Here is a 23,849-nt window from a genome sequence, read left to right as displayed (position 1 = left end):
GGCGCCCCCGCCAGGACACGATGTCGGCCGGTCGCGGTAGCGTAGTGGCGTGCCTGAAGACCTCCGAAACCGCGTTGACCGCCAGCCCACCGTCGCGGGCCTTTCCGAATCAGACCTGCTGGCCCGGATCTTCCCGCGCCTGCGGATGGCGGGCTCCCACACGGCAAGCACGCTGCTGGGCCCTGGAGACGATGCCGCCATCGTCGCTGCCCCGGACGGCAGGGCCGTGGTCAGCATCGACACCCAAGTCCAGGACCAGGATTTCCGCCTCCTCTGGCCCAACGGCTACCGCACCACAGGATTCGACGTCGGGTGGAAAGCCGCCGCACAGAACCTCAGCGATATCAACGCGATGGGTGCCACCGCCACCTCGATGGTGGTCAGCCTCACCCTGCCGGTGGACACGCCGGTCAGCTGGGTGGAAGACCTGGCGGACGGCCTGAGAGCCGGAATCCAGGCCCTCGGAGCCACCGGGTGTTCCGTTGCCGGCGGGGACCTGGGCCGAGGCCGCGAAATTTCCGTGACGGTCGCCGTCCTGGGATCGCTCGACGGCGGCCGGGCTGTCCTGCGTTCCGGGGCCCGGCCGGGAGACATCCTGGCCTTGGCGGGAACCGTCGGGCACGCCGCTGCCGGCCTGGCCCTGCTGGAATCCGGCATCGCCGCGGACACCCTCGGCCCCGCCGAACGGATCTACCCCGAGCTGCAGTGCCGGCCCCGGCCGCCCCTGGGGGCGGGACCGGCTGCACGGGCGGCGGGGGCGACTGCCATGCTTGATATCTCGGACGGACTCCTGCGGGACGGGCACCGGCTGGCGGCCGCCAGCAACGTCGCCGTTGACCTCGATCCCGCCCGGCTGGCGCACCTTGCCGAACTGCTGCGCCCGGCCGCGACCCTCCTGGACGCGGACCCGGCACCCTGGGTGCTGGCCGGCGGCGAGGACCACGGCCTGCTGGCCACTTTCCCGGCCGGTATTCAGCTGCCACCCGGATTCACTGCGATAGGCTCGGTACATGCACTCGGAACCGACGAAGGCCCGGGCGTCCTGATAGCGGGCCGGGCCGCGGACACCGGGGGATGGGATCACTTTGCACACTAAGGTTGCCGCCAACGCGCTGGCGATGAAGAGGTGGCTGGGCAAGGCGGAAACGGCCCTGGGCAACCACAGCGACCGGCTCAACGCCATCAACATCTTCCCGGTGGCCGACGGCGATACCGGTACCAACCTCTACCTCACCGTTCGCGCCGCAGCCCGCTCGCTGGTGCTCGCCGACGACCAGCCCGCCCCGGTGGACGTCGGTGAAGTCCTCGCCACGGCAGGGCAGGCGGCCATGGAGGAAGCCCGGGGAAACTCCGGCACCCTCTTCTCCGTGTTCCTGTGCGCAGCGGCCGAGCCCCTGGCCGGCCACACCAGGGTGACGTCCACGCTCCTGTCGGCCGCACTGAACCGCGCCCAGATCCGCGCCTGGTCCGCCCTCAGCGATCCCGTCCCCGGAACCATGCTTTCCGTCATGGAAGCAGCCGCCCGCGCCGCGGCCGCCGTGGACGCGGCCCAGGACGGGGACGACAGCAACCACGCGCTGGGCCTTGCCCTGGACGCCGCGGTGGAGGGGGCCCTGGCAGCGGTGATCCACACCGAAGAGCAGCTCGATGCCCTGCAGTCCGCCCACGTCGTCGATGCCGGCGGGGTGGGAATGCTGCTCATCCTGGACTGCCTGCGCTCGGCGGTCCTGGGCGAGGAACTGCAGAACGAACTCCTCGACGGCCTGCACGGCTACGACGTCTCCGATCCCCACATCCACACCGCCATGCCCGACGCCGACGGCGTGGAAGTCATGTGCACCATCAGCCTGTCGCCGCTGGACGCCGCCACCCTCCGGCAGCGCCTGGACGAAATCGGCGAATCCGTCATCATGAGCCAGGTGGGCGGCGGAGTTGACCCGGACGGGAAGTACCGGTGGCGGGTGCATGTGCACGTGCCGCACCCGGACCAGGCCGTCGCCGTCATCAGGTCCCTGGGCGAGCCGTCCCAGATCAGCGTCAGCGAACTTGCGCTGCCCCGGGACCCGGACATGGACGCAGTGAACACCGGCGGGCATGAACGCTGAGCTCGACCTGGCCCTGGAGCGGCGCATCGGCAAGCGCTCGGCAGCGGTCATTGAGAAACACCTCGGGATCACCACCGTGGACGGACTCCTGAATTACTTCCCGCGCCGTTACATGAGCCGCGGTGAGCTGACCCCCATCAGTGAGCTGCCGCTGGACGAGGACGTCACCCTGATCGCCCGGGTGCTGTCCAGCAGCACGCGCACCATGCAGGCCCGCCGGGGAACCATCACCGACGTCATCGTCTCCGACGACGACGGTCAGCAGGGGCTCCGGCTGGTGGGCGGCCGGGACTTCCGCGGAAAGGTGCCCGGAACCCTCAAAATCAGCTTCTTTAACGGGTACAAAGCCAAAACAGAACTCCTGCAGGGGCGGCGGGCCCTGTTTTCCGGGAAGGTCACCAGTTTCAAGGGACAACTGGGCCTGACAAACCCCGATTTCCAGCTGGTGGACGAAGATCCGTTCACCGACAGTGGCCAGGACCCGGAGAAACTCGCCGCCATGCCCATCCCGGTGTACCCGGCAACCGCCAAGCTTCCCAGCTGGAAGATCCAGAAGACCATCGCCACGCTCCTGGAGACACTCGACCTCGACGCCCTGCCGGACCCGGTGCCAACCGAGGTTTCCGCCCGTGAAGGGTTTCTGCCGGTGTCCCGCGCCTACCGGTTGATCCACGTACCCGAGTCCGCCGACGACTGGCGCAGGGCCCGGGACCGCCTCCGCTACCACGAGGCCTTGGTGCTGCAGTCAGCGCTGGCGCGGCGCCGCGCCCAGCTCGCTGCCGAGGAAGCCACGGCCCGCCGCCCGGTGGGCGACGGCCTCCTGGCCGCCTTCGACGCCAACCTGCCGTTCACGCTCACAGCCGGCCAATCCGCCGTCGGCCAAACCCTCGCCGCGGAACTGGCGCGCGACACCCCCATGAACCGGCTGCTGCAGGGCGAGGTCGGCTCGGGCAAGACCGTCGTGGCGCTGCGTGCCATGCTGCAGGTCATCGACGCCGGCGGGCAGGCCGCGCTCCTGGCCCCTACCGAAGTGCTCGCGGCCCAGCATTATGACTCCATCCGGCGCAGCCTTGGCGCGCTGTCCGGCGACGGCCTGCTGGGCGGTCTGGCCGGCGGAAGCGGCGTTTCCGTGCAGGTCACTCTGCTGACCGGCTCCATGCCCACCGCGGCGCGCAGGCAAGCCATGCTGGATGCCGCCTCCGGGACGGCCGGAATCATCATCGGCACCCACGCGCTCCTGGGTGACAACGTCTCCTTCTACGACCTCGGACTCATCGTAGTGGACGAGCAGCACCGTTTCGGCGTGGAGCAGCGCGACGCCCTGCGGGCCAAGGCGCGCAAGCCCCCGCACCTGCTGGTCATGACAGCCACCCCCATCCCGCGGACCGTTGCCATGACGGTTTTCGGGGACCTGGAGACGTCAACCCTCAGCGAACTGCCCAAAGGCCGGGCCCCGATCACCACCCACCTCGTGGGCCTCGCGGAGAATCCCGCCTGGGCGGCGCGGATCTGGGCGCGCGCCCGCGAGGAGATCGATGCCGGGCGCCAGGTGTACGTGGTCTGTCCCAAGATCGGGACGGACGACGACGGCGACTTCAGCCCCGGCGAAGCCGCACCTCCGGGGGCGGAGGGAGAGGAAGGGCGGGAGCTTGCGTCCGTCACCGCTGTCGTGGAGCATTTGCTGGCCGAGCCGTCCCTTGCAGGGGTGCCGCTTGCCCCGCTGCACGGACGCCAGGAGCCGGAGCTGAAGACGGAGACGATGGCCGGCTTCACCGCCAACCGCATCAAGCTGCTCGTCTCCACCACCGTGATCGAAGTGGGCGTGGATGTGCACAACGCCACCCTGATGGTCATCCTGGACGCCGACAGGTTTGGGATCTCGCAGCTGCACCAGCTCCGCGGGCGCGTCGGCCGTGGCGGACTGCCCGGCACCTGCCTGCTGGTCACCGCCCTGGAGCCGGGGCATCCCAGCCGGCGGCGGCTGGAAGCCGTGGTGGCCACCACGGACGGGTTCGTCCTCTCGCAGGAAGACCTCAAGCTGCGCCGCGAAGGCGATATCCTGGGCGCTTCCCAGTCCGGCGGACGTTCCACCCTTAAACTCCTGCGCGTCCTCGAACACGAAGACGTCATCGCCCGGGCAAGGGAAGACGCCCAGCACATCGTCGGCGGGGACCCGTTGCTGGCGGGCCACCCCGAACTCGCCGACGCCATCGAGAAGTACCTCAACCCCGAGAAGGAGGCGTTCCTTGAACGCGGTTAGCACGGCAGGGCCCCAGGGCGCGGACGGACGGCGGCGGCCGCGATGACACGGATAATCTCCGGCGCCGCGGGCGGTACCCCGCTGAACGCGGTCCCGGGTTCCTTGACCCGGCCCACCACCGACCGCGTCAAGGAAGCGCTGTTCTCCCGGCTCGACGCTTTTGGCGTGATCTCGGGAGCCAGGGTTCTGGACCTGTACGCGGGCTCCGGATCCCTGGGGGTGGAAAGTGCCAGCAGGGGAGCGCAGTCCGTGGATTTGGTGGAGTCCGACGCCAAGGCCAGCGCGGTGTGCCAGCGCAATGCGGACCTCATCGACGGCGTGCTTGGCCGCAAGACCGTCAGCGTGCACCGGGCCAGGGTGGAGCCCTTCCTTGACCGCGCGCCCGGCAACGCTGCCTGGGACCTCGTGTTCCTGGACCCGCCCTATCCCCTGGAGGAAGCGGCGCTGGCCGCGGTGCTCCAAAAGCTCGCCGGCCACCTGGCGGCAGGGGCTGTGGTGGTGGTGGAGCGGTCCTCGCGTTCTCCGGAGCCCGAGTGGCCCGATGGGATGGCACGGTTTGCGGACAAGAAGTACGGCGAGACCCGGTTGTGGTTCGCCGAGCCGTCGGTGCCCGATGCCATCTCCGCCGACGACCTGCCGGACGGGACCGAGGGGTAGGGCCTGGCCTTAGGCCGAGAAGGGGTCCAGGTCCACGCCGGACAGGACCCGGGCAGGGTGGGGGCCACGGGCCGCCAGCTCTGTTGTCCACGACCCCGGCCAGGGGCCCTGCGTTCCTGCCAGGATGACGTTTCCCGGGTACCGTGCCTCGAACATTCCGGCTTCCCCGAACGCGGCAACATCGGCCATGGCCTCGCGCATGGCCGCCACCTGGCTCCTGACCAGCGTGAGGGCGGGCTCGTCGCCCACATTGACGATCAGCACCCCGTCCGGGCTCAGCCGTCCCCGCGCCTCCCGGTAGAAACCACTGGACGCGATGTGGGCAGGCGCCTCCGGCCCGGAAAAGATGTCCAGGATGACGACGTCGAATGCCAGTCCCGGGGCCAGCGTGCCTAGTGCCTCCCGGGCATCGCCGATCATCGTGGTCAGGTCCGTGCCTTCGGGCAGGGGCAGGTGCCGCAGGACAAAGTCCAGCAGTTCGCGTTCCAGCTCCACCGCGTACTGCGGTGAGCCGGGCCGGGTGGCCTGGATGTAGCGTGCAAGGGTCAGCGCACCGGCGCCCAGGTGCAGGGCTTTCACCGGTTCCCCTGACGGTGCGGCGAGATCCACCAGGTGGCCGATCCTGCGCAGGTATTCGTAGAAAATCTCGTCGGGCCGGCTGAGGTTGACATGGGACTGTTCCGCTCCGCCGATGCTGAGCACATAGCCGCCGTCCGTGAACGTGTCCGGTTCGATGGTGGCGTGCTGTCCGGTGGTCCGCAGGAACCGGCTCGCAGTTCCCGCGACGCCGCCGGACATCAGAGCCTGCCGCGGAGCGTTGCCAGCCGCGAGGCGGCCTCCTCCAGGACATCGGTTTTCTTGCAGAAGGCGAAGCGCAGCAGGCTTCTTGTCCGTTCCGCACCCTCGGGGTGGCAGAACACGGGGACCGGGATGGCGGCAACTCCCACCAACGCCGGCAGGCGCCGGGCGAGGTCCAGGGCATCGGTGATGCCGAGCGGTGCGGTGTCCACGTTGACGAAGTAGGTGCCGCGGGGCGTGAAGACATCGAACCCGGCGTCCCTGAGTCCCGCGCTGAGGATGTCCCGTTTTTTCTCCAGGGTGGCCGCAATGCCGTGGAAGAAAGCGTCCGGCTGGCCCAGGCCCGTGGCGATTGCCGCCTGGAACGGGGTCCCGGAACTGTAGGTGAGGAATTGCTTCACGGTACGCACCGCGGCCACCAGGTCCTCCGGCCCGGTGAGCCAGCCCACCTTCCATCCCGTCAGTGAGAACGTCTTCCCCGCGGAGGAGATGGTGATGGTGATCCCGGCGGCTCCGGGCAGCGTTGCCACCGGGATATGGGGGACGCCGAACGTCAGGTGCTCGTACACCTCGTCGGTGACGATGATGCTTCCGTGCTTGGCCGCAAGGTCCACGACGCGCTGCAGCACGGCTTCCGGAAAAACGGCGCCGGTGGGATTGTGGGGGTTGTTCAGCAGGACCACCCGGGTGCGGTCGCTGAATGCCGATTCCAGGGCGGAGAGGTCGGGCATGAAGTCCGGCGCGGCCAGCGGCACGGTCACATGGGTGGCGCCGGTGAGGCCGATGACCGCACCGTAGGAGTCATAGAAGGGCTCGAACGTCAGGACTTCGTCGCCGGGGCCGGCGAACGCCAGCAGCGAGGCAGCGATGCCTTCGGTGGCCCCGGTGGTGATGATGACCTCCGTGGCGGGATCGGGCGTCAACCCGTAGAAGCGTTCCTGGTGCGCGGCCACCGCCTCGCGGAGTTCGGGGATGCCCTTGCCGGGTGCGTACTGGTTGGCTCCGGCGGCGATGGCCGCACGCGCCGCCTCCCTGATCTCCAGCGGCCCGTCCTCGTCCGGGAAGCCCTGGCCCAGGTTGATGGCACCGGTCCGGACGGCAAGGGTGGTCATCTCTTCGAAGATGGTGACCCCCAGTCCGCCGTCGGGCGCCAGCAGGTTGGCGCCGAGCGCGGTCCGCTGCCAGGGAGCAGGTGCCAGGGGCGTGGAATGTTCCCGTGGAGGATGCATCCAGTCATGGTATCCCGGCCTTTCCATGGGGTAGGTTCGGAGCATGAGACGCGCTGTGTGCCCCGGATCCTTCGACCCCATCCACAACGGCCATCTCGAAGTCATTGCCAGGGCTGCCGGCCTTTTTGATGAGGTCATCGTGGCCATCTCCACCAACTACGCCAAGAAGTACATGTTCACCTTGGAAGAGCGGCTGGACATGGCGCGCGAGACGTTGGCTTCGCTCAAGGGGATCGTGGTGGAGCCTGTCGGCGCGGGACTCCTGGCGGAATACTGCCGCCACCGTGGGGTGTCCGCCATCGTCAAAGGGCTGCGCTCGTCGTCGGATTTTGACTACGAGCTGCCCATGGCGACGATGAACCGGCAGCTGAGCGGGGTGGAAACGGTGTTCCTCCCGGCGGAAGCCAGCTACGTCCACTTGTCGTCCACCCTGATCAAGGAGGTGGCGGCACTGGGCGGGAGTGTCTCCGATTACGTGCCCCGCTCGGTGCACCGCCGCCTGGTGACCGGCGAGCCTGGCCCGGATCAGCAGCCAAGACGGTAGGCTGGATGGGTACTTCGGCGCCGCCGCATGCCGGTTTGAGTCACCATGGCTCTTCAGGCTAAGATGGTACGTCGGTCATATGTTCAACAGGAGTTCTCATTAAAAGAGATGCTGGTTCGCCCCTGGCGTTCGACGTCAAGGACCTCGGGCGCAGCCCGGGAAGCATGCGGACACTGAAGGAACATGTACCCGCACCGGGTGATCTTGGTGTGGCGCTCATTGGTGTTCAGGAAGGCTCGGATGTCGAGCTCGACCTGAGGCTTGAGGCCGTACACGAAGGAATTCTGGTATCAGGAACCGCAGCCGTCGAAGTAACCGGCGAATGCGGCCGATGCCTGGATCCCCTTGCGTATGACCTTGAGGTCAATGTGCAAGAACTTTTCTTCTATGAAGGCGCTGAGCTTTCGGACGGAGAAGAAGATGAAGAGCAACGTCGAGTCGAGCACGATGTAATCGATCTTGAACCGGTGTTGCGGGACGCGGTTGTCACCAACCTGCCGTTCCAGCCGGTGTGCCGGGAAGACTGCCAGGGCCTTTGCTCCGAATGCGGAGTTCGCCTGGAAGACGAGCCGGGGCACCACCACGAGGTCCTGGATCCTCGCTGGGCTGCCCTAGCTGATATGGCTAAGCCTGACCGGCAAAATTGATTTGTACGTGTTTGTCTAGAGAGAAATGAGTTAGCCGTGGCTGTTCCCAAGCGGAAAATGTCTCGCTCGAATACCCGCGCCCGCCGCTCGCAGTGGAAGGCGACCGCCCCCCACCTGGTGAAGACCGTTGAGAACGGCCAGGTCACCTACAGCCTGCCGCACCAGGCAAAGGTCGTTACCGACTCTGCTGGCACCGCGCTGTTCCTTGAGTACAAGGGCCGCAAGGTCGCTGACGTCTAATCGGCCCAACAGGCTGACTGATGTCGTCAACTGAAGAGCTTCTGAAGCGTCTCGGTGTCTCTATTGACGCCGGGACGCTTCGTCTTGCGCTCACCCACCGTTCGTATGCCTACGAGAATGGCGGCATACCCACCAACGAGCGGCTCGAGTTCCTGGGGGACTCCATCCTGGGCTTCTCCGTGACCGATGCCCTGTACCGGGACAACCCGGACCTGCCCGAAGGCGAGCTCGCCAAGCGCCGGTCCGCCGTCGTCAGCACCCGTGCCCTGGCCGGCATTGGACGCAGCCTGGGCATTGGCGAATACATCTACCTGGGGCAGGGCGAAAAGCTCACCCACGGGAAGAACAAGGCCTCTATCCTCGCGGACACCATGGAGGCGCTGATCGGCGCCACCTACGTCTCCAACGATATCGAGACCGCCCGCCAGCTGGTTATGCGGCTGATCGGCCCGATGCTGAAGGATGCCGCCGTCCTGGGCGCCGGAACCGACTGGAAAACCAGCATCCAGGAACTGGCCGCCAGCCGGCAGCTCGGAAGCATCCACTACGCCGTGGACGGCTCGGGTCCGGACCACGCCCGCACGTTCACTGCCGTCCTGAACATCGGCGGCAACGCCTACGGCAAGGGCACCGGGCACTCCAAAAAGGAAGCCGAGCAGGAAGCGGCGGCCGACGCCTGGCGGGTGCTTTCCGGGGCTGAAGCCCACGATGCCGCTGGTACGTCCGCCGGCTCCGCGGCTGCTAAGTAGCCTCCGTGCCGGAACTGCCCGAGGTTGAGGTGGTGCGCCGCGGCCTGGTTCGCTGGGTCCGCGGCAGGACCATCCAAACCGTCGACGTCCTGGACCCGCGCTCCATCCGCCGCCACGCCCTTGGGGCCGGGGACTTCATCGGCAACCTTGAGGGCGCCACAGTGTCCGACGTCGTCCGACGCGGCAAATTCCTGTGGCTGCCGCTGACGGACAACGGCATGGCCGGGCCGGGACACGCCGAACAGCACCAGGCACCGGCGGTGGCACTGATGGCCCACTTGGGGATGAGCGGCCAGCTGTTGATGCAGGGCCCCGGCGTTCCCGACGAAAAACACCTCAAAGTACGGTTGGGGCTCAGTCCACGTGAGGGCACGCCGGACCAGCTTCGGTTCGTTGACCAACGGATCTTCGGCGGCCTTTTCGTTACTGCCCTGGTGCCTACGGAGGACGGCGGCCCCGGCGGTCTCGCCGAATCGCCGCTTCCGTTGATCGCAGCGGAGGCAGCCCATATTGCCCGGGACCCGCTGGACCCCGCATTCTCCTTCGACCTCTTCTACCAACGCCTCCGGAAACGCAAGACCGGGCTCAAACGGGCACTCCTGGATCAGGGGCTGGTGTCCGGGATCGGCAACATCTATGCCGACGAAGCCCTGTGGCGCGCAAAACTTCATTATGCGCGGGCCACCGACACGCTCCGCCGCGCCGAGGCCCAGCGGGTCCTCGACAGCGCCCGGGAGGTGATGCTGGACGCCCTGGCGGCTGGGGGCACCAGCTTCGACTCCCTGTACGTCAACGTCAACGGAGCCTCCGGCTACTTCGACAGGTCCCTCAACGCTTACGGACGCCAGGGCGAGCCCTGCAAACGCTGTGCCGCAGCGGGAATCCAGTCGATCATCCGGCGCGAGCAGTTCATGAACCGCTCGTCCCACACGTGCCCGGTCTGCCAGCCCCGGCCGCGGAACGGCCGCTGGTAGGTTTCCACAACAGGTCTGCGGATTCTTCGGTACCCGCGGCTGCGGGCCGGCTGCAAGACTGTCTGCACGAACTTCGGGTGGGGCCCGCTGCACGCGCACCGCTTCCCGCCCCGGGAAGGACAGGCAGCCCTTGTACATCTCGATCTCGGACCGCAAAGGCGGCCAACAGGACCAGGCCGGCGCCGGTCCTGCCTCGGTCCACCCGGCTTTCCGGTTGTCGCCGGTGATCATCTGGTTGGGCGTGGTCAGCATGATGACGGACATATCGTCCGAGTCCGTCGCCGCCATCCTCCCGCTCTACGTCACGGGCTACCTGGGGCTGTCCACCATCGCATTCGGTGTCATCGACGGAATCAACCAGGGCGCCAGCGCCATCGTGCGGATCGGCGCGGGCTGGGTGTCCGACCGCACCGGCCGTCCCAAGTACGTGGCAGCTGCCGGCTACGGGCTGTCCATGCTGGTGCGGGCGGGGTTCCTCGTGGCCGGGGGCTTCTGGGCCCTTGCCGGCATCGTCACCGGCGACAGGATCGGCAAAGGAATCCGCACGGCGCCGCGGGATGCCATGATCGCGGCGGAGGCCCAGCCGGAGTACCTGGCGCGCTCCTTCGGCATCCACCGGATGCTGGACAACATCGGGGCGGCCGCCGGCCCGCTCATCGCGTTCCTGGTCCTGTTGCTGATCCCCAATGGCTTCAGCACCGTCTTTGGCGTCTCACTCGCCTTCGCCGTGATCGGCGTCGCGGTGCTTCTCCTGGTGGTGCCGGACCGGCTCCAGCGGCGGCGGCAACACCCCGGCCGGTCCAGGCCGGTCGTCAGCTGGAATCTGTTGCGGTGGTCGCGCCTGCGGGAACCGGGCCTGGCCCGCCCCATGGCCGCCGCCGGCTTGTTGGGCGTCCTCACCATCGGCGACGGCTTCATCTACCTCCTCCTCCAGCACCGTGAGTCCTTCGCCATCCAGTGGTTCCCGCTGCTGTTCGTGGGCACCAACGCCGCCTTCCTGCTGTTCGCCGTGCCAGTCGGCAGGATCGCGGACCGGTGGGGGAGAGTACCGGTCTTCCTGGCCGGCCACGGTGCCTTGTTGGCCTGCTACCTGCTGGCCGGGCTGCCAACTGCAGGGATCCCCGCCACCATCGGTTGTTTGCTGCTCCTGGGGCTCTTCTACGCGGCAACTGACGGTGTCCTGGCGGCGCTTGTCAGCCAGCTGGCACCGCCCGAAAGGCTGGGCACCGCCCTGGGCACCGCGCAAACGGTGGTGGCCATCAGCCGGATGGCGGCCGCATCCGGATTTGGCGTCCTCTGGTTCGCGGCCGGGCCGGGCATGGCCGTTGCCATCGCGACTGCGTTGCTGGCGGCAGCCATCGCAGGAGCAGCGCTGCTGTTCCGCGGCAGCACCGCAGCGGTGCCCGCCTCGTGAGGAAGCGGCTGCTCTTACTGCTTGCGGTCGTCATAGCCACACTTGGCGCCGCAGGTGCCCAGGCGTTCACCGCCTACCAGCAGTCAAGCGCGAGCCGGCAGGCCGCCCCGGACGTGCAGGTTGCCTCCGCCGGTGCATTGCCGTCCGGCCCCTTCGTGCTGTTCAGGAACACGGCCCCCGGCCAAGGGTTCGGGGAGGCAGCCACTGCGGCCCTGTCTGAACCAAACGGCCGGCGGACCCTCCTGGGCAAGGCCTGCGACAGGGTCTACGCGGCCCGGAACCTGGTCAGCTGCCTGGAGACCAGGAACGGGATGCCCACCTCCTTCGAGGCTTCAACCTATGACGGGTCGCTGGTGCAGCAGGGGACGTGGGAACTCGGCGGGATCCCCAACAGGACACGGGTCAGTGCGGATGGTTCCCTGGTGGCAACCACCGTCTTCGTCTCCGGCCATTCCTATGCGTCGTCGAGTTTTTCAACGCAAACACTGATTGGCCCGGCGGACGGAAGCAGCCATACCAACCTCGAGGACTACGCCCTGATGGACCATGGCGCACGGATCAAGGCCACCGACAGGAATATTTGGGGCGTGACCTTCAGCCCTGGCAAGCCGAATGAGTTCTATGCCACCGCCTCGTCGCAGGGCAATATCTGGCTGGTCCACGGGGATATCGCCGCCCGGACGCTCACCATCGCCGCCTCCGGCGTCGAGTGCCCTTCGGTCTCTCCCGACGGGCAACGGATCGCCTTCAAGAAGAGCACATCGGGAACCCTGGCAGGAGCCCGGCAGCCCGCCGTCCTCGAGCTGGCCACCGGGAACGTCACCGTCCTGGGTGAGCAACGGGACCTGGATGACCAAATCGAGTGGCTTGACAACGGCACCATCCTGTACGGGATGCCCAGGGAAGGGGCGGGCCCGGACAGCGATATCTGGTCGCTGTCCCTGGAACCCGGTGCGGCACCCCGGCTGTTCATCGAGCATGCCTGGTCGCCCGCCGTCGTCCGCTGACAAGGCGGCTCCGCGGCCCTCAGGTGCGCCGCGGGCCGGCCGTTGAACCTGGCTGGTAGTAGCCGGCCAGCCGCGCCAGACCCTCGTCCAGCGATACCTCCGGGGTCCAGTCCAGGAGCCTCCGGGTTTCTCGCTGGTCGAACCAGTGGGCCGTGGACAGCTGCTCGGCAAGGAAGGCCGTCATGGGAGGTTCCTCCTGGCGGCCAAACCGGAGCCAGGCCCGTTCCACCACCGAGCCGGCACTCCGCGCAAGCCTGCCGGGCACGGACCACGACGGAGCCGGCACTCCGCCTGCAGCGCAGATGCCTGCCAGCAGCTCCCCGACAGGCCGGGGTTCCCCGTTAGTGACCACCAGGGCCTTGCCGTGGACGTGCCCCATGCGGTCCAGTGCCGCGACGATGGCGGCCGCCGCATTGTCAATGAACGTGGTGTCGATCAGGGCAGCGCCGGCATCGAGCAGTGGCAGCCGGCCCCGCGCGGCCCGCTCCAGCACACGCTCCACCAACTGGGTGTCTCCCGGACCCCATACGACGTGCGGGCGCACCGCGGTGGTGCGGAAGTCCTGGGCGTCCGCTGCGAGGGCCAGCAGTTCGGCGCGGGCCTTGGTGCGCGCGTAGTTCCCATGCGCGTGCCCGGGGTCCGCCGGTTCGGCGCCCTGCCCGGCGATTGCGGCGCCCGTGTTGGCCACGGAGGGGGATGACACGTACACCAGGTCCCGCACCCCGGCTTCGCGGGCGGCGTCAAGCAGGCGCCGGGTTCCTTGGACGTTCACCTCGTCAAAGTCCGCTGCACGGCCGGTGAAGGAAACCTTGGCGGCAAGGTGGACCACCGCGGCCATGTCCCGTACCGCGTCCCGGACCGCTGCATCGTCGGTGAGGGAGCCGCAACGGTCCTCGGCGCCGTCGACCCTGGAGGGACGCCGCTGGAAGGTGGCCACGGCGTGGCCCCGGCGTACCAGCAAAGCGGCCACCTCCCGGCCCAGGAGCCCGCTCGCGCCGGTGACCAGGACCTTCATGGCGTTCCCGGACGGCCGCCGGCGAGCACCTTCGCCGCCCAGAGGGACAGGCGGGTCCGGTCGATTTTGGCGTTGTGGCGGATATCTGTGGGCTGGGCGGGCACCACCAGGACGGCTGCAACGGACACGCCGGCTGCGGCCGCCGCCGCACGCACCCGTGCGGCCAGGTGGGGATCAGCGGGACCGGCCTTGCGGACGGCCGGCACGGTTTCCACGACCGCGACGACGGCCTGGGTCCCCACCGGTCCCACTCCCACGACGGCGGCCATTCGGACACTGTCCAGGGATTCGATGGCCTGTTCGGGGCCCACCGGCGTTACCACCGACCCCGGAGCCGTCACGATGTGTGCCAGGCGCCCTTCCACCCACAGCCGGCCCTCGGCGTCGAAGTGCCCCACGTCCCCGGTGCGGTGCCAGCCGGCCGCGGCCGCGCTCGCCTGCTGGGTGAGCCAGAGCCGGTCGTAGGACTCCTTGACATGCGGGGCGCTGACCAGGATCTCCCCGGTGACACAGGGCGCCGTCACGGGCTCGGCCCCGGGACTGGTGCCGTCGCCGGGAACGGTGCCGTCCGCGGCCAGCGGGAGGATGGCGACCCGGGCGCCATGGACGGGCAGGCCCACGCAAACCCCGTTGCCGGCCCCCGCTACGTTCCCGGTACCGGCGGCGCAGATTTGTTCGAGGCTGATGTCGGTGACGGGAAGGGCTTCGGTCATTCCGTACGGCGTGTGCAGCGAGGCCCGGGGCAGCAGCCGCTGCACCCCGGCGAGCAGGGGTTCCGGAACCGGGGCGCCGGCGGAGAGCAGCAGTTCGACGCGGGACAACACCGCGGCGTCGCCGGTGGTGAGGCCGTCTTGGGTGGCCAGGACGTTGCGCAGTGCCGCAGGGGAGGCGAAGACCACCGTTGCGTCAACAGCCGCGGCCGCTCGGGCGAGGGCACGTGCCGTCAAGGTTCGGGGGGCCGTGACGTCCATGGCGGGCGTCACCGAGACGGCGCCCAGGGCCGGCCCCAGCAGGGCGAACGGCGCGAAGCCCGCCACCAGCCGGTCACCCGGATGGATCCCGAAGGTTTCCGCCACGGTGTCGCGCATCGCTGCCAGCTGCCGGTGCGTGTAGACGACGCCTTTTGCGGGTCCGGTGGAACCGGACGTGAACAGGACGGCTGCGGGCTGGTCCGGGTCCGGCCCGTCGGCGGTGCGGTAACCACTGCGGGAACCTGCCCGTGCCAAGGCGGTGAGGGACGTTTCCACCCCAAGGATGCGGCGGCGCGCGGCGGGCAGGTCGTGCACGCTGACGAGCCTGGCAGCCCAGCCGAGGGCGCGGGCTGCCGCCAGTGCCCTGTCGATCCCGACCAGGACATCCGGGGTGGCACCCTTTACGGCACGGCTGAGCCCCCTGGTGCCCAGGCCGGCGTCGGCCACCACCACCACGGCTCCCAGGCGCAGGCAGGCATAGAGCGCCACCGTGAGGTCCACGCCGGGAGGGACCATCAGGCTCACGCGGCTTCCGCTGCCGACGCCCATTCCGGCGAGCCCGGCCGATACGTCGGCAATGTTTTTTTCCAGTTCTGCCCAGGTGAGCGAGCGGCCGGCGCTGCCGTCGGGCGCCATCTCGGAAATGGCGGTCCCGGTACCGGAAGGACCGGCCGACAGTTCACCGAGGAGTGCCCAGAGGGGGCGGAACGTGTCCTGCGCGGCGGGGACGGGGTGGCACTGTCCGGTGCCCTGCGTCCCGGCACTGCCGGCCGCCCCGGTTCCGTCCGTCCCGGCACCGCTGCCGGCGATGTTGGCGGTGAGCCAGTCGAAGACGGCCGGTGCGATGTCCCGGTCTTCCACGAGCAGGTGTCCGGCGCCCTCGTAGCGGTGCACCTTGGCTGCGGGTATCCGTTGGATGAGGTCCTTGAGGTACCGGTCGGAGAAGATCGGGTCCCGCGGGCCCCACAACATCAGGACGGGGACGTCCAGGCCGCGCAGGCCCTCGGCCACACGCGCCAGCTCCGGATGGCTGGGATGGGATGCGTCCACGGGGATATCGGCGACGAAGTTTCCCACCCCCTCACGGCGGGAAGCCCCGCGGTAGGGGGCCATGTAGGCATCGCGGATATCCGCGGGCAGCTGCGGGCTGGCGAGCGAGTGCGTCACCCGCAGGAAAGCGTCCGACGTCGTGGTTCCCCACTTGTGCACGGCGGGGTGAAGCGCCAGGCGCAGGGCGGCCGGGATCCGGGAACTGCCGGGTTGGTGGACGGCGGTGTTGGTGAGGACCACGCCGGCGAGCTGGTGCTGGTGGGCCAGGGCCCATCCGAGGCTGATCACGCCGCCCCAGTCGTGGCCGGCGGTGACCACCGGACCGTGCAGGCCCAGCGCATCGGTGAGGTCGCCGAGGTCCCTGATCCTGTCGGCGAGGCGGCGGAACACACCGGTGCGTTCGGAGAAGCCCATATCCAGTTGGTCCACCGCCACCACGCGCCAGGGATGGACCGGATCGGTTCCGGCGGCCAGGAAACTCCGCCAGAGGTAGGACCAGGTGGGGTTGCCGTGCACGCACAGCAGGGTTCCGGCCGGGGCCAGGCCCAGCCGCTCCAGTTGCGGGCCGTTATCGAGCACATGCCAGCGGCGTACCGTGCCTGCCGGGTCCGCGGCCGCGGTGGACGGAACGTCGATCAGGCGCGACCATTCGGCGTCCACGCCCGGCCAGGCCGCGGTCACCAGACGATTTCCAGCATTGCGGTGTTCAGGCCCGAACCGACGCCCATGCACAGGACCCGGTCACCGCTTCCCAGGGTCTGCGTCTCGGCGGCCAGCGTCATCGGCAACGACGCGGGGCCCACGTTGCCCCAGTGCGGGAAGGTGATGGGTACCTTGTCCGGATCAAGGTCGATCGCGTTTATGATCGCCTGGGTATAGGCGTTGCTCACCTGGTGCGTGACGTAGCGGTCCATCTCCGCCCAGTCCCACTCCGGCTGGGCCTCATGCCAGGCATCGACCACCAGTTGCAGGCCGCCGTCGAGCAAGCCCTTGGTGTCGGTGGCCATGCCGTCGATGCCGCCCACGCAGAGTTCGTGGTGCTCGGTGCCGGCCCGCATTACGCCGCCCACGATCCGGTGGGCGCCCGGGTGCTGGTCCGCCGGACCCAGGACGGCGGCGGCCGCCCCGGAACCGAGCGTCAGGGTGGCGAATTCCCGGTTGAAATCGTCACGCGTCGTTTCGGGGCGCTGCAGCCGGGCAAGCGTGGCTTCCTGGGTCAGCTGGGCATCCTCGCCGTTAACGATCACTGCGTACCGGATCTGGCCGGAATCGATCATGTTGGCGGCCAGGGTCAGGGCGTTGACGAACCCCAGGCAGGCATTGGCGAGGTCGAAGTTCATGGCCGACGACGGCAGGCTGAGTCCGTGATGGATCTTCACCGCAACGGATGGTTCCAGGTTCCGCCGCGTCACTGACGTGTTGATCAGCAGGCCCACCTCCGACGCTTCGATGCCCGCCTCGGCCAAAGCTTTGGCGCCGGCTTCGATGGCAGCATCATCGAAGGAGGTCCCCGCGGCCCACCAGCGGCGGTGCGTGATACCGGCCACGCGCTCGAGCAGCCGCGGCGGAAACTTCAGCCTCTGCAGGGTGGAGGCCAGTTTGCGGTCGAAATCCGTGGAGCTGACGATCCGCGGAGCCTCGACGCTGCTTACGGAAAGCAGCGCGGTATTGCTGTGCCGGAAGGTTGCGTTACCTGCCAATTCAAGCCCCTCTTCGTTTTTGTCCTGCAGCCACGCGGTGACTGTACCCACATCAGTGCAGGCCCAAGAGCTTAACTATGCCTTTGCTGCGCCCGATCATGCATATTGGCCGGGGGCGCCGCCGCCGGCCGCGGAGTGCTGGACGGGAAATGTCGCTCCTGCGCAGTAGATTATAGGGAGCCGGTTCCAGCATCGTTCCCTACCCCCGCCAGGAGACCAGGAAAGCCTTGCACCTCAAAAGCCTCACCGTCCGGGGGTTCAAGTCCTTTGCGTCGGCCACCACCTTCGACTTCGAACCCGGCGTCACCGCCGTCGTGGGTCCCAACGGCTCCGGCAAGTCCAACGTGGTTGATGCCCTGGCCTGGGTGATGGGCGAGCAAGGGGCCAAGACGCTTCGCGGCGGCAAGATGGAGGACGTTATCTTCGCCGGGACGTCCGGCCGGCCGCCGCTGGGACGCGCCCACGTCTCGCTGACCATCGACAACACCGACGGCGCCCTGCCCATCGAATACAGCGAAGTGACCATTTCGCGGACCCTGTTCCGGACGGGAGGTTCCGAGTACGCCATCAACGGAGCCGGTTGCCGGTTGCTGGACATCCAGGAATTGTTGTCCGATTCCGGGCTGGGCCGGGAAATGCACGTCATTGTGGGCCAAGGGCAGCTGGACCGGGTCCTGCACGCCACCCCGGAGGACCGGCGCGGATTTATCGAAGAGGCGGCCGGCATCCTCAAGCACCGGCGGCGCAAGGAGCGGACGGTCCGCAAACTGGAGGCGATGCAGGCCAACCTCCAGCGGCTGACGGACCTCACAGGGGAGATCCGGCGCCAGCTCACGCCGCTGGGCAAGCAGGCGGAAGTGGCCCGCCGCGCCCAGCGTGTCCAGTTCGATGTCCGGGACGCCCGGGCACGCCTCCTGGCCGATGACCTTGTCCAGCTCCAGCAGGCCCTGGAACAGGACGTGGCCGACGAAGCCGCGCTCAAGGCCCGGCGGACCGCCGTCGAACAGGAACTTGAAGCCGGCCGCAGGCAGCAGGCCGCGCTGGAACAGCTTGCAGCGGAGGCCACCCCCCGGCTCAACGCTGCCCGCGACACCTGGTACCGGCTCTCCACCGCCCGGGAACGGCTCCGTTCCTTGGGTACCCTGGCCACCGAACGGAGCCGCCTGCTGGGCTCCGACGACGCCCCGGCACCGTCCGGGCGGGACCCGGAACAACTGGAACGCCAAGCCGCGCGGGTGCGGCAGGAGGTGGCCGAACTCGAAGCGGACATCGTGCGCCGTCGCGGAGTCCTGGACGCCGCAAGCACGGCGAAGGCCGACGCCGAACAGGCTGCGCGCGCCGAGGACCAGCGGCTCACCGCGCAGTTGAGGGCGGCCGCTGACCGCCGGGAAGGCCTGGCGCGCCTCGCCGGGCAGGTCGCAGCGGCACGGTCCCGGGTGGAGTCGGCCCAGGCGGAGCTGGGCCGGCTCCGCGAATCCCTTGCCGCCGGCACCGAACGGCGCGCGAAGGCACAATCCGAATTCACGGCCCTGGAAAACCAGGTGGCGGGAGTGGAGGAGGGAGAGGAGTCCCTCGACGCCGAGTACGAGGCCGCCAGTGACGTGCTCGATGCGGTGCTGGGCGACATCGCCGGCCTCAAGACCGCAGTCAACGAAGGAATTCGCAAACGCGATGCCCTCGTCGCGCGCCTGGACGCCCTGAAACTCGGCCTTGACCGCAAGGACGGCGCCCGGCACGCGCTGGAGTCCGGTCTTCCGGGCATCCGGGGCAGCCTCGCCGCCGCACTCACCGTGCACGCCGGGTTCGAGGCCGCGATCGCTGCTGCACTGGGGCAGGCGTCGGATGCTGTCCTCGTCCACGACGCCGGCACGGCGGCCGCGGTCCTGCAGGCCCTAAAAGACGACGACGGCGGCCGCGCGGCCCTCCTCCTGGCGTCCGCGGACGTGGACCAGCCACAGGACGCCCCGGACCTGGAGCTTCCCGGCGAGGCCCGGTGGGCTGCCGGACTGGTGGACGGCCCGGCGGTGGAGGTCTCCCTGGTACGGCACCTGCTGTCCGGAACCGTCGTCGTCCCCGGCATGGATGCGGCGGCGGCGCTCGTGGCCTCGCAGCCCGGCCTGACGGCCGTCACCCGGGAGGGCGACGTGTTCACCGCCGTCTCGGCCACTGGCGGATCGGCCAAAGCACCATCCCTCCTGGAGGTTCAGGCGGCCGTGGACGACGCCGGGCGTGAGCTGTCGGCCGTGACGGCGGACCTGGAGCGGAACAGGTTCGCCCTGGCCGCCGCCGAGGCCCGGCGCGCCGCGGCGCAGGAGGCCGCGGACGCTGCCCTGGACCGGCTGCATGAATCCGATGCCCGGCTCGCCGCCGTTGCCGAACGCCTGGGGCACCTCAATTCGGTCCTGCGCAGCGCCGTCGGAGAAAGCGACCGACTGGCAGCCTCCCTGGCCCGCGCCGAAGAGAACGTGGCCGCCGAGGAAGAGGCGCTCGCAGCCATCACCGCCCGGCTCGCGGCGGCCCAGGAAGCTCCCGTCGAGCAGGAACCCTCCACCGAACACCGCGATGAGCTGGCGGGAGCCGCGTCGGCCGCCCGCGCCGCCGAGGTTGAAGCACGGTTGTCCCTGCGCAGCGCCGAGGAGCAACTGGCAGCCACCGGCAACCGGGCAGCCTCCCTGGAACGCGCGGCCGCCACGGAGCGCCGGGCACGGGAGGAAGCGGCCGAACGCGCACGGCGCCGCCGCATCCAGGCCCGGCGGGCCGCAGCCGTTTCCGCGGGCGTGGAGATGGCCCTTGGCTATGTGGATGTCTCCGTCGAGCTCGCCCGGCACGAACGCGACCTCGCAGAGGAGAACCGGGAGCTGCGGGACCGCGGGCTCCGGGACATCCGGGAATCCAACGACGCCCTGGCCCGCGAACTGGCGGACCTCACAGACAATGTGCACCGCGACGAACTTGCCCGGGCCCAGCAGCGGGCCAGGATCGAGGCGGTGGAAACCCGTTCCGTGGACGAACTGGGCATCACGCCGGAGGCCTTGGTCGCGGAGTTCGGACCGCACGTCCCCGTGCCGGTCCCGGCGGAAGAGTCCGGCGACAAATGGGCTGCCCTTCGTGCTCCTGTCGATGCCGGTGGCGAGGAGATCCGCGAAGGCAAACCCTACGTGCGGCAGGAACAGGAGAAGCGGCTGCGGAAGGCCGAACGGGACCTCGCAAGCCTGGGCAAGGTCAACCCGCTGGCGCTGGAGGAATTCGCGGCGCTGGAGGAGCGGCACCAGTTCCTCAGCACCCAGCTGGAAGACCTCAAAGCGTCCCGCCGGGACCTGCTCGATATCATCAAAGAGGTGGATGACCGGGTGCAACGGGTGTTCGCGGAAGCCTTCGAGGACACCCAGGCCCAGTTCGTCAGGGTCTTTGAGCGGCTGTTCCCGGGCGGCGAGGGGCGCCTGGTCCTCACCGACCCCGCCGACATGCTGACCACCGGCATTGACGTGGAGGCCCGTCCGGCCGGCAAGAAGATCAAGCGGCTCTCCCTGCTCTCCGGCGGCGAACGCTCACTCACCGCGGTGGCCCTGTTGGTGGCCATTTTCAAGGCCCGGCCGTCCCCGTTCTACGTCATGGACGAGGTGGAGGCGGCGCTGGACGACACCAACCTGGGGCGCCTGATCACCATCTTCGAGGAGCTCCGGGAGTCCAGCCAGCTGATCGTCATCACCCACCAGAAGCGGACCATGGAAGTGGCGGACGCGCTCTACGGCGTCACCATGAGGGGCGACGGCGTCTCCACCGTCATCAGCCAGCGGCTCGGGGCCGAGGTATAGCAGCCGCACCTCCGGCATCGGAGCAGGTCAGGCGCCCTGCCGGGGGCCCGGACCGGGCGGACCCTGTATGAGAAGCTAGGGGAGTGAATGACATTCTTCCCATTGTCCTGTCCATCCTTGCTGCCGTGGTGGTCATCGGCGCGCTGATCCCGGTCCTGATCAAGACGCGGAGGAACATCACCCGCTACCCGGACACCCGGGACGCGAACGATCCCGCGGTCCGCTCCGGGGGCGGCACGGCAGTGGATGACAGCACCGGAACCATCGAACGCGGGGCCCCCGGCGGTGCCGGCACCGACGTTGTTGACACCACCACCGTCCCGGACGATGCCGCCGGACTCGAAACCATTCCGGTCGAAACACCGCTGCCGGTCGCAGGGCGCCTTACCCGGCTGCGGGAACGGCTGGTCCGCTCCAACAACATCATGGGTAAGGGCCTGCTGGCACTGCTGTCCAGCGACCGGATCGACGAGAGCGTTTGGGACGAGGTGGAGGAAACACTCCTGCTCGCTGACCTGGGCACCGAACCCACCATGCAGCTGGTGGATGCACTCCGCGAGCGGGTCAAGGTCCTGGGCACCAGGACCCCCGAACACGTCAAAGCCATGCTCCGCGAGGAACTCATCAAACTGGTCGACCCCACCATGGACCGCAGCCTGAACGTGGAGCGGCATGCGGACAAGCCCGCCGTCATGATGGTGGTGGGCGTCAACGGCGTCGGAAAGACCACCACCGTAGGCAAGCTCGCGCGGGTCCTGGTGGCCGAGGACAAGGACGTCCTGCTCGGCGCAGCGGACACCTTCCGGGCCGCCGCCGCCGAGCAGTTGGCAACCTGGGGCCAGCGGGTGGGCGTTCCCACCGTGAAGTCCGACATCGACGGCGCCGATCCTGCGTCGGTCGCCTACGAAGCGGTGAAGGCAGGCATCGAGCAGGAAGTCGACGTCGTCATGATCGATACCGCCGGGCGCCTGCAGAACAAGGTGGGCCTGATGGACGAACTGGGCAAGGTCAAGCGCGTGGTGGAGAAGCTGGCCGAGGTGGACGAGGTCCTGCTGGTGCTGGACGCCACCACCGGCCAGAACGGCCTGAACCAGGCCAGGGTCTTCTCCGAGGTGGTCAACATCACCGGCATCGTGCTGACCAAACTGGATGGAACAGCCAAGGGCGGCATCGTCGTCGCCATCCAGCGGGCGCTCGGCGTGCCCGTCAAACTCGTGGGCCTGGGCGAAGGCGCCGACGACCTCGCCCCGTTCGATACCGAAAGCTTTGTTGACGCCCTGCTGAACTAGCTGCCCGCCCACTGGCTCGCATTTGTTGTCGTTTTGAGGGCTCACAACGACAACAAATGCGAGTCAGTTGGGTTTAACCCGGAGGGTTTCCCGGGTGGGCAACCAGCCGCCGGCCGCCAGCAGCAGCATGGCGCCGGTGACCGCGAACGCCCAGCCGAAACCCAAGCCGTCCGCCAGCAGGCCCGCCACGACCGGTCCCACGATCGCCCCGACGTCGGACGTCATCTGGTAGGCGGCCAGCACCTTTCCGCCGGAACGCCCGTTGCCGATCACGTCCGCCACGGCGGCCTGCTGCGCAGGACCGAAAAGACCGGATCCGACGCCGGCCAGCGTCGATGCCGCGAGGAACCAGGGCAGATCGTGGGTGATACCGATCGACGCGGTTGACAGGCCGGCCACCAGCAGCCCGGAAATCATCATGGGCTTGCGCCCCAGGGAATCAGCGAGCCGGCCCGAGAAGGCCAGGGCGGCCGCGTTCCCGGCCGCGAACACGGCCAGCGCCAGGCCTGCCGCCTGCGGCCCCGCTCCAAAGGCGGACGCGGCGAACAGCGGCACCGTTGCCATCCGGACGCCAAAGGTTGCCCAACCGTTCGCGAAGCTGGACAGGAGCGCCGACCGGTAGGTTCCGGTTGACAGGGCATCGCCGAAACGCATGTCCGGTGCGCGTTCCCGGGCCTCGCCGGTGCCACGGCGCTGATGGCTCAACTGGGTCTGCACCACGAAGGCTGCCACGAGCAGGGCCCCCGCGTACGCCAGGAACGGGACCCGCAGGCCCAACCCCGCCAGCAGTCCTCCCACGATCGGGCCGCAGACGTTTCCGATCAGGAACGCCGACGCATAGGCGCCCGATACCCGGCCCCTGCTTTCCGGGGGCGCCAACCGGATCACCAGGGCCATCGAGGCAACGGTGAACATTACCGAGCCGGCGCCGCCCAGGCCGCGGAACAGCAGGAGTTGCCAGTAGTCCTGGGCGAACGCGCACGCCGCAGTGGACAGCGCCACGATCAACAGGCCTGCGACGTAAACGGGGCGTTCGCCGCGTTTGCCGATCAGCGCACCCCCGGCAGGGGCGAAAGCAAGGCGCATGAACGCGAAGATCGCCACGATGACGGCGGCCTCGGTGTTTCCTACCCCAAAGGTTGTTGCGAATTGCGGCAATACGGGGGCAACAAGGCCGAATCCCAGGGCGATGAGGAACGCTGCGGCCAGCATCACCTTGATGTCCCGCGGAAGCTTCTCCCGTTGCGGCCTCATGCGGGCCCAAATCCTTGCGGTGGCGCCGTTTACCGGGGGTGGTGCCGTCATGGTGCTGAAGTCCTTGCTGGAAAGGGAGCCGGGTGGCTGCGCGAGTGCGGAAACATAACCGTAACAAGGCGGATATGCAC

19 protein-coding genes are annotated in these 23,849 nt (G+C 68.7%); 13 read left to right on the top strand and 6 right to left on the bottom strand.

Annotated features, from left to right (window positions below; all coding sequences use genetic code 11):
* Positions 1-49: 49 nt before the first annotated feature.
* Genes thiL through rsmD form a run of 4 tightly spaced genes read left to right on the top strand, consistent with a single transcriptional unit; the run spans position 50 to position 5,022 of the window.
* Positions 50-1,096, top strand: a complete 1,047-nt coding sequence (gene thiL / locus DFO47_RS04525; protein ID WP_133830857.1) for a thiamine-phosphate kinase — start codon at positions 50-52, stop codon at positions 1,094-1,096.
* Between the two features lie 22 nt (positions 1,097-1,118).
* Positions 1,119-2,105 carry a DAK2 domain-containing protein gene (locus tag DFO47_RS04520; RefSeq protein WP_018760027.1) on the top strand — a complete coding sequence of 329 codons (987 nt, stop codon included), beginning with the start codon at positions 1,119-1,121 and terminating at the stop codon, positions 2,103-2,105.
* The gene (locus tag DFO47_RS04515; RefSeq protein ID WP_133830856.1) at positions 2,095-4,365 is read left to right on the top strand and encodes an ATP-dependent DNA helicase RecG; all 2,271 of its coding nucleotides are present in this window, start codon (positions 2,095-2,097) and stop codon (positions 4,363-4,365) included. The genes DFO47_RS04520 and DFO47_RS04515 overlap by 11 nt, the downstream gene beginning before the upstream one ends.
* 42 nt (positions 4,366-4,407) lie before the next feature.
* Positions 4,408-5,022, top strand: coding sequence for a 16S rRNA (guanine(966)-N(2))-methyltransferase RsmD (gene rsmD, locus DFO47_RS04510; RefSeq protein WP_018760025.1), 615 nt, complete (start codon positions 4,408-4,410; stop codon positions 5,020-5,022).
* A 9-nt stretch (positions 5,023-5,031) separates the two neighbouring features.
* On the opposite strand, the gene DFO47_RS04505 is transcribed toward rsmD, so the two are convergent.
* Together DFO47_RS04505 and DFO47_RS04500 are read right to left on the bottom strand one after the other, a co-directional pair.
* Positions 5,032-5,820 carry a fused MFS/spermidine synthase gene (locus tag DFO47_RS04505; RefSeq protein WP_208294372.1) on the bottom strand — a complete coding sequence of 263 codons (789 nt, stop codon included), beginning with the start codon at positions 5,818-5,820 and terminating at the stop codon, positions 5,032-5,034.
* Positions 5,820-7,049 carry an aminotransferase class I/II-fold pyridoxal phosphate-dependent enzyme gene (locus DFO47_RS04500; protein WP_208294371.1) on the bottom strand — a complete coding sequence of 410 codons (1,230 nt, stop codon included), beginning with the start codon at positions 7,047-7,049 and terminating at the stop codon, positions 5,820-5,822. The genes DFO47_RS04505 and DFO47_RS04500 overlap by 1 nt, the downstream gene beginning before the upstream one ends.
* Before the next feature lie 43 nt (positions 7,050-7,092).
* On the opposite strand from DFO47_RS04500, the gene coaD reads away from it, so the two are divergent.
* From coaD to DFO47_RS04465, 7 genes are all read left to right on the top strand, one after another.
* On the top strand, positions 7,093-7,593 hold the full coding sequence (gene coaD / locus DFO47_RS04495) for a pantetheine-phosphate adenylyltransferase (RefSeq protein ID WP_026264218.1): 501 nt from the start codon (positions 7,093-7,095) through the stop codon (positions 7,591-7,593).
* Between the two features lie 122 nt (positions 7,594-7,715).
* Positions 7,716-8,240: a YceD family protein gene (locus tag DFO47_RS04490; RefSeq protein ID WP_081624091.1), complete on the top strand. Its 525-nt coding sequence runs from the start codon at positions 7,716-7,718 to the stop codon at positions 8,238-8,240.
* Between the two features lie 36 nt (positions 8,241-8,276).
* Complete coding sequence (rpmF, locus tag DFO47_RS04485; protein ID WP_009356569.1) at positions 8,277-8,480, top strand: 50S ribosomal protein L32; 204 nt, start codon at positions 8,277-8,279, stop codon at positions 8,478-8,480.
* Between the two features lie 20 nt (positions 8,481-8,500).
* Positions 8,501-9,229, top strand: coding sequence for a ribonuclease III (gene rnc / locus DFO47_RS04480; RefSeq protein WP_133830854.1), 729 nt, complete (start codon positions 8,501-8,503; stop codon positions 9,227-9,229).
* Between the two features lie 5 nt (positions 9,230-9,234).
* Positions 9,235-10,203, top strand: coding sequence for a bifunctional DNA-formamidopyrimidine glycosylase/DNA-(apurinic or apyrimidinic site) lyase (gene mutM, locus DFO47_RS04475; protein WP_133830853.1), 969 nt, complete (start codon positions 9,235-9,237; stop codon positions 10,201-10,203).
* A gap of 130 nt (positions 10,204-10,333) precedes the next feature.
* Positions 10,334-11,617, top strand: a complete 1,284-nt coding sequence (locus DFO47_RS04470; protein ID WP_208294370.1) for an MFS transporter — start codon at positions 10,334-10,336, stop codon at positions 11,615-11,617.
* Positions 11,614-12,624, top strand: a complete 1,011-nt coding sequence (locus DFO47_RS04465) for a hypothetical protein (RefSeq protein WP_133830852.1) — start codon at positions 11,614-11,616, stop codon at positions 12,622-12,624. The genes DFO47_RS04470 and DFO47_RS04465 overlap by 4 nt, the downstream gene beginning before the upstream one ends.
* Positions 12,625-12,643: 19 nt before the next feature.
* Here the strand turns inward: DFO47_RS04465 and DFO47_RS04460 are convergent, their stop codons facing one another.
* From DFO47_RS04460 to DFO47_RS04450, 3 genes are read right to left on the bottom strand one after another with little or no spacing between them, the layout of a single operon-like run.
* Positions 12,644-13,639: an NAD-dependent epimerase/dehydratase family protein gene (locus DFO47_RS04460; RefSeq protein WP_133830851.1), complete on the bottom strand. Its 996-nt coding sequence runs from the start codon at positions 13,637-13,639 to the stop codon at positions 12,644-12,646.
* Positions 13,636-16,344, bottom strand: coding sequence for an alpha/beta fold hydrolase (locus tag DFO47_RS04455; protein ID WP_133831062.1), 2,709 nt, complete (start codon positions 16,342-16,344; stop codon positions 13,636-13,638). Before DFO47_RS04455 ends, DFO47_RS04460 begins: the two co-directional genes overlap by 4 nt.
* Complete coding sequence (locus DFO47_RS04450; protein ID WP_026264216.1) at positions 16,338-17,360, bottom strand: 3-oxoacyl-ACP synthase III; 1,023 nt, start codon at positions 17,358-17,360, stop codon at positions 16,338-16,340. Before DFO47_RS04450 ends, DFO47_RS04455 begins: the two co-directional genes overlap by 7 nt.
* Positions 17,361-17,587: 227 nt before the next feature.
* Here DFO47_RS04450 and smc point away from each other — a divergent pair, with 227 nt between their 5' ends.
* Entirely contained in the window at positions 17,588-21,175 is a 3,588-nt protein-coding gene (gene smc / locus DFO47_RS04445) for a chromosome segregation protein SMC (protein ID WP_133830850.1), read from the top strand.
* Positions 21,176-21,258: 83 nt separating this feature from the next.
* Complete coding sequence (gene ftsY / locus DFO47_RS04440; protein ID WP_133830849.1) at positions 21,259-22,464, top strand: signal recognition particle-docking protein FtsY; 1,206 nt, start codon at positions 21,259-21,261, stop codon at positions 22,462-22,464.
* Between the two features lie 63 nt (positions 22,465-22,527).
* On the opposite strand, the gene DFO47_RS04435 is transcribed toward ftsY, so the two are convergent.
* The gene (locus tag DFO47_RS04435; RefSeq protein ID WP_133830848.1) at positions 22,528-23,718 is read right to left on the bottom strand and encodes an MFS transporter; all 1,191 of its coding nucleotides are present in this window, start codon (positions 23,716-23,718) and stop codon (positions 22,528-22,530) included.
* Between the last annotated feature and the right edge of the window lie 131 nt (positions 23,719-23,849).

This window comes from Arthrobacter sp. AG258 (assembly GCF_004364695.1).
GTDB lineage: Bacteria > Actinomycetota > Actinomycetes > Actinomycetales > Micrococcaceae > Arthrobacter.
The sequence above is the reverse complement of the archived record's forward strand: the minus strand, read 5'-3'. Positions and strand labels throughout refer to the sequence as shown.

Coding starts and splice junctions, on each gene's coding strand:
- rsmD (WP_018760025.1), top strand. CDS start 4,408: ATGACACGGATAATCTCCGGCGCCGCGGGCGGTACCCCGCTGAACGCG.
- DFO47_RS04505 (WP_208294372.1), bottom strand. CDS start 5,820: ATGTCCGGCGGCGTCGCGGGAACTGCGAGCCGGTTCCTGCGGACCACC.
- DFO47_RS04500 (WP_208294371.1), bottom strand. CDS start 7,049: ATGCATCCTCCACGGGAACATTCCACGCCCCTGGCACCTGCTCCCTGG.
- coaD (WP_026264218.1), top strand. CDS start 7,093: ATGAGACGCGCTGTGTGCCCCGGATCCTTCGACCCCATCCACAACGGC.
- DFO47_RS04515 (WP_133830856.1), top strand. CDS start 2,095: ATGAACGCTGAGCTCGACCTGGCCCTGGAGCGGCGCATCGGCAAGCGC.
- DFO47_RS04460 (WP_133830851.1), bottom strand. CDS start 13,639: ATGAAGGTCCTGGTCACCGGCGCGAGCGGGCTCCTGGGCCGGGAGGTG.
- DFO47_RS04520 (WP_018760027.1), top strand. CDS start 1,119: ATGAAGAGGTGGCTGGGCAAGGCGGAAACGGCCCTGGGCAACCACAGC.
- DFO47_RS04435 (WP_133830848.1), bottom strand. CDS start 23,718: ATGAGGCCGCAACGGGAGAAGCTTCCGCGGGACATCAAGGTGATGCTG.
- rnc (WP_133830854.1), top strand. CDS start 8,501: ATGTCGTCAACTGAAGAGCTTCTGAAGCGTCTCGGTGTCTCTATTGAC.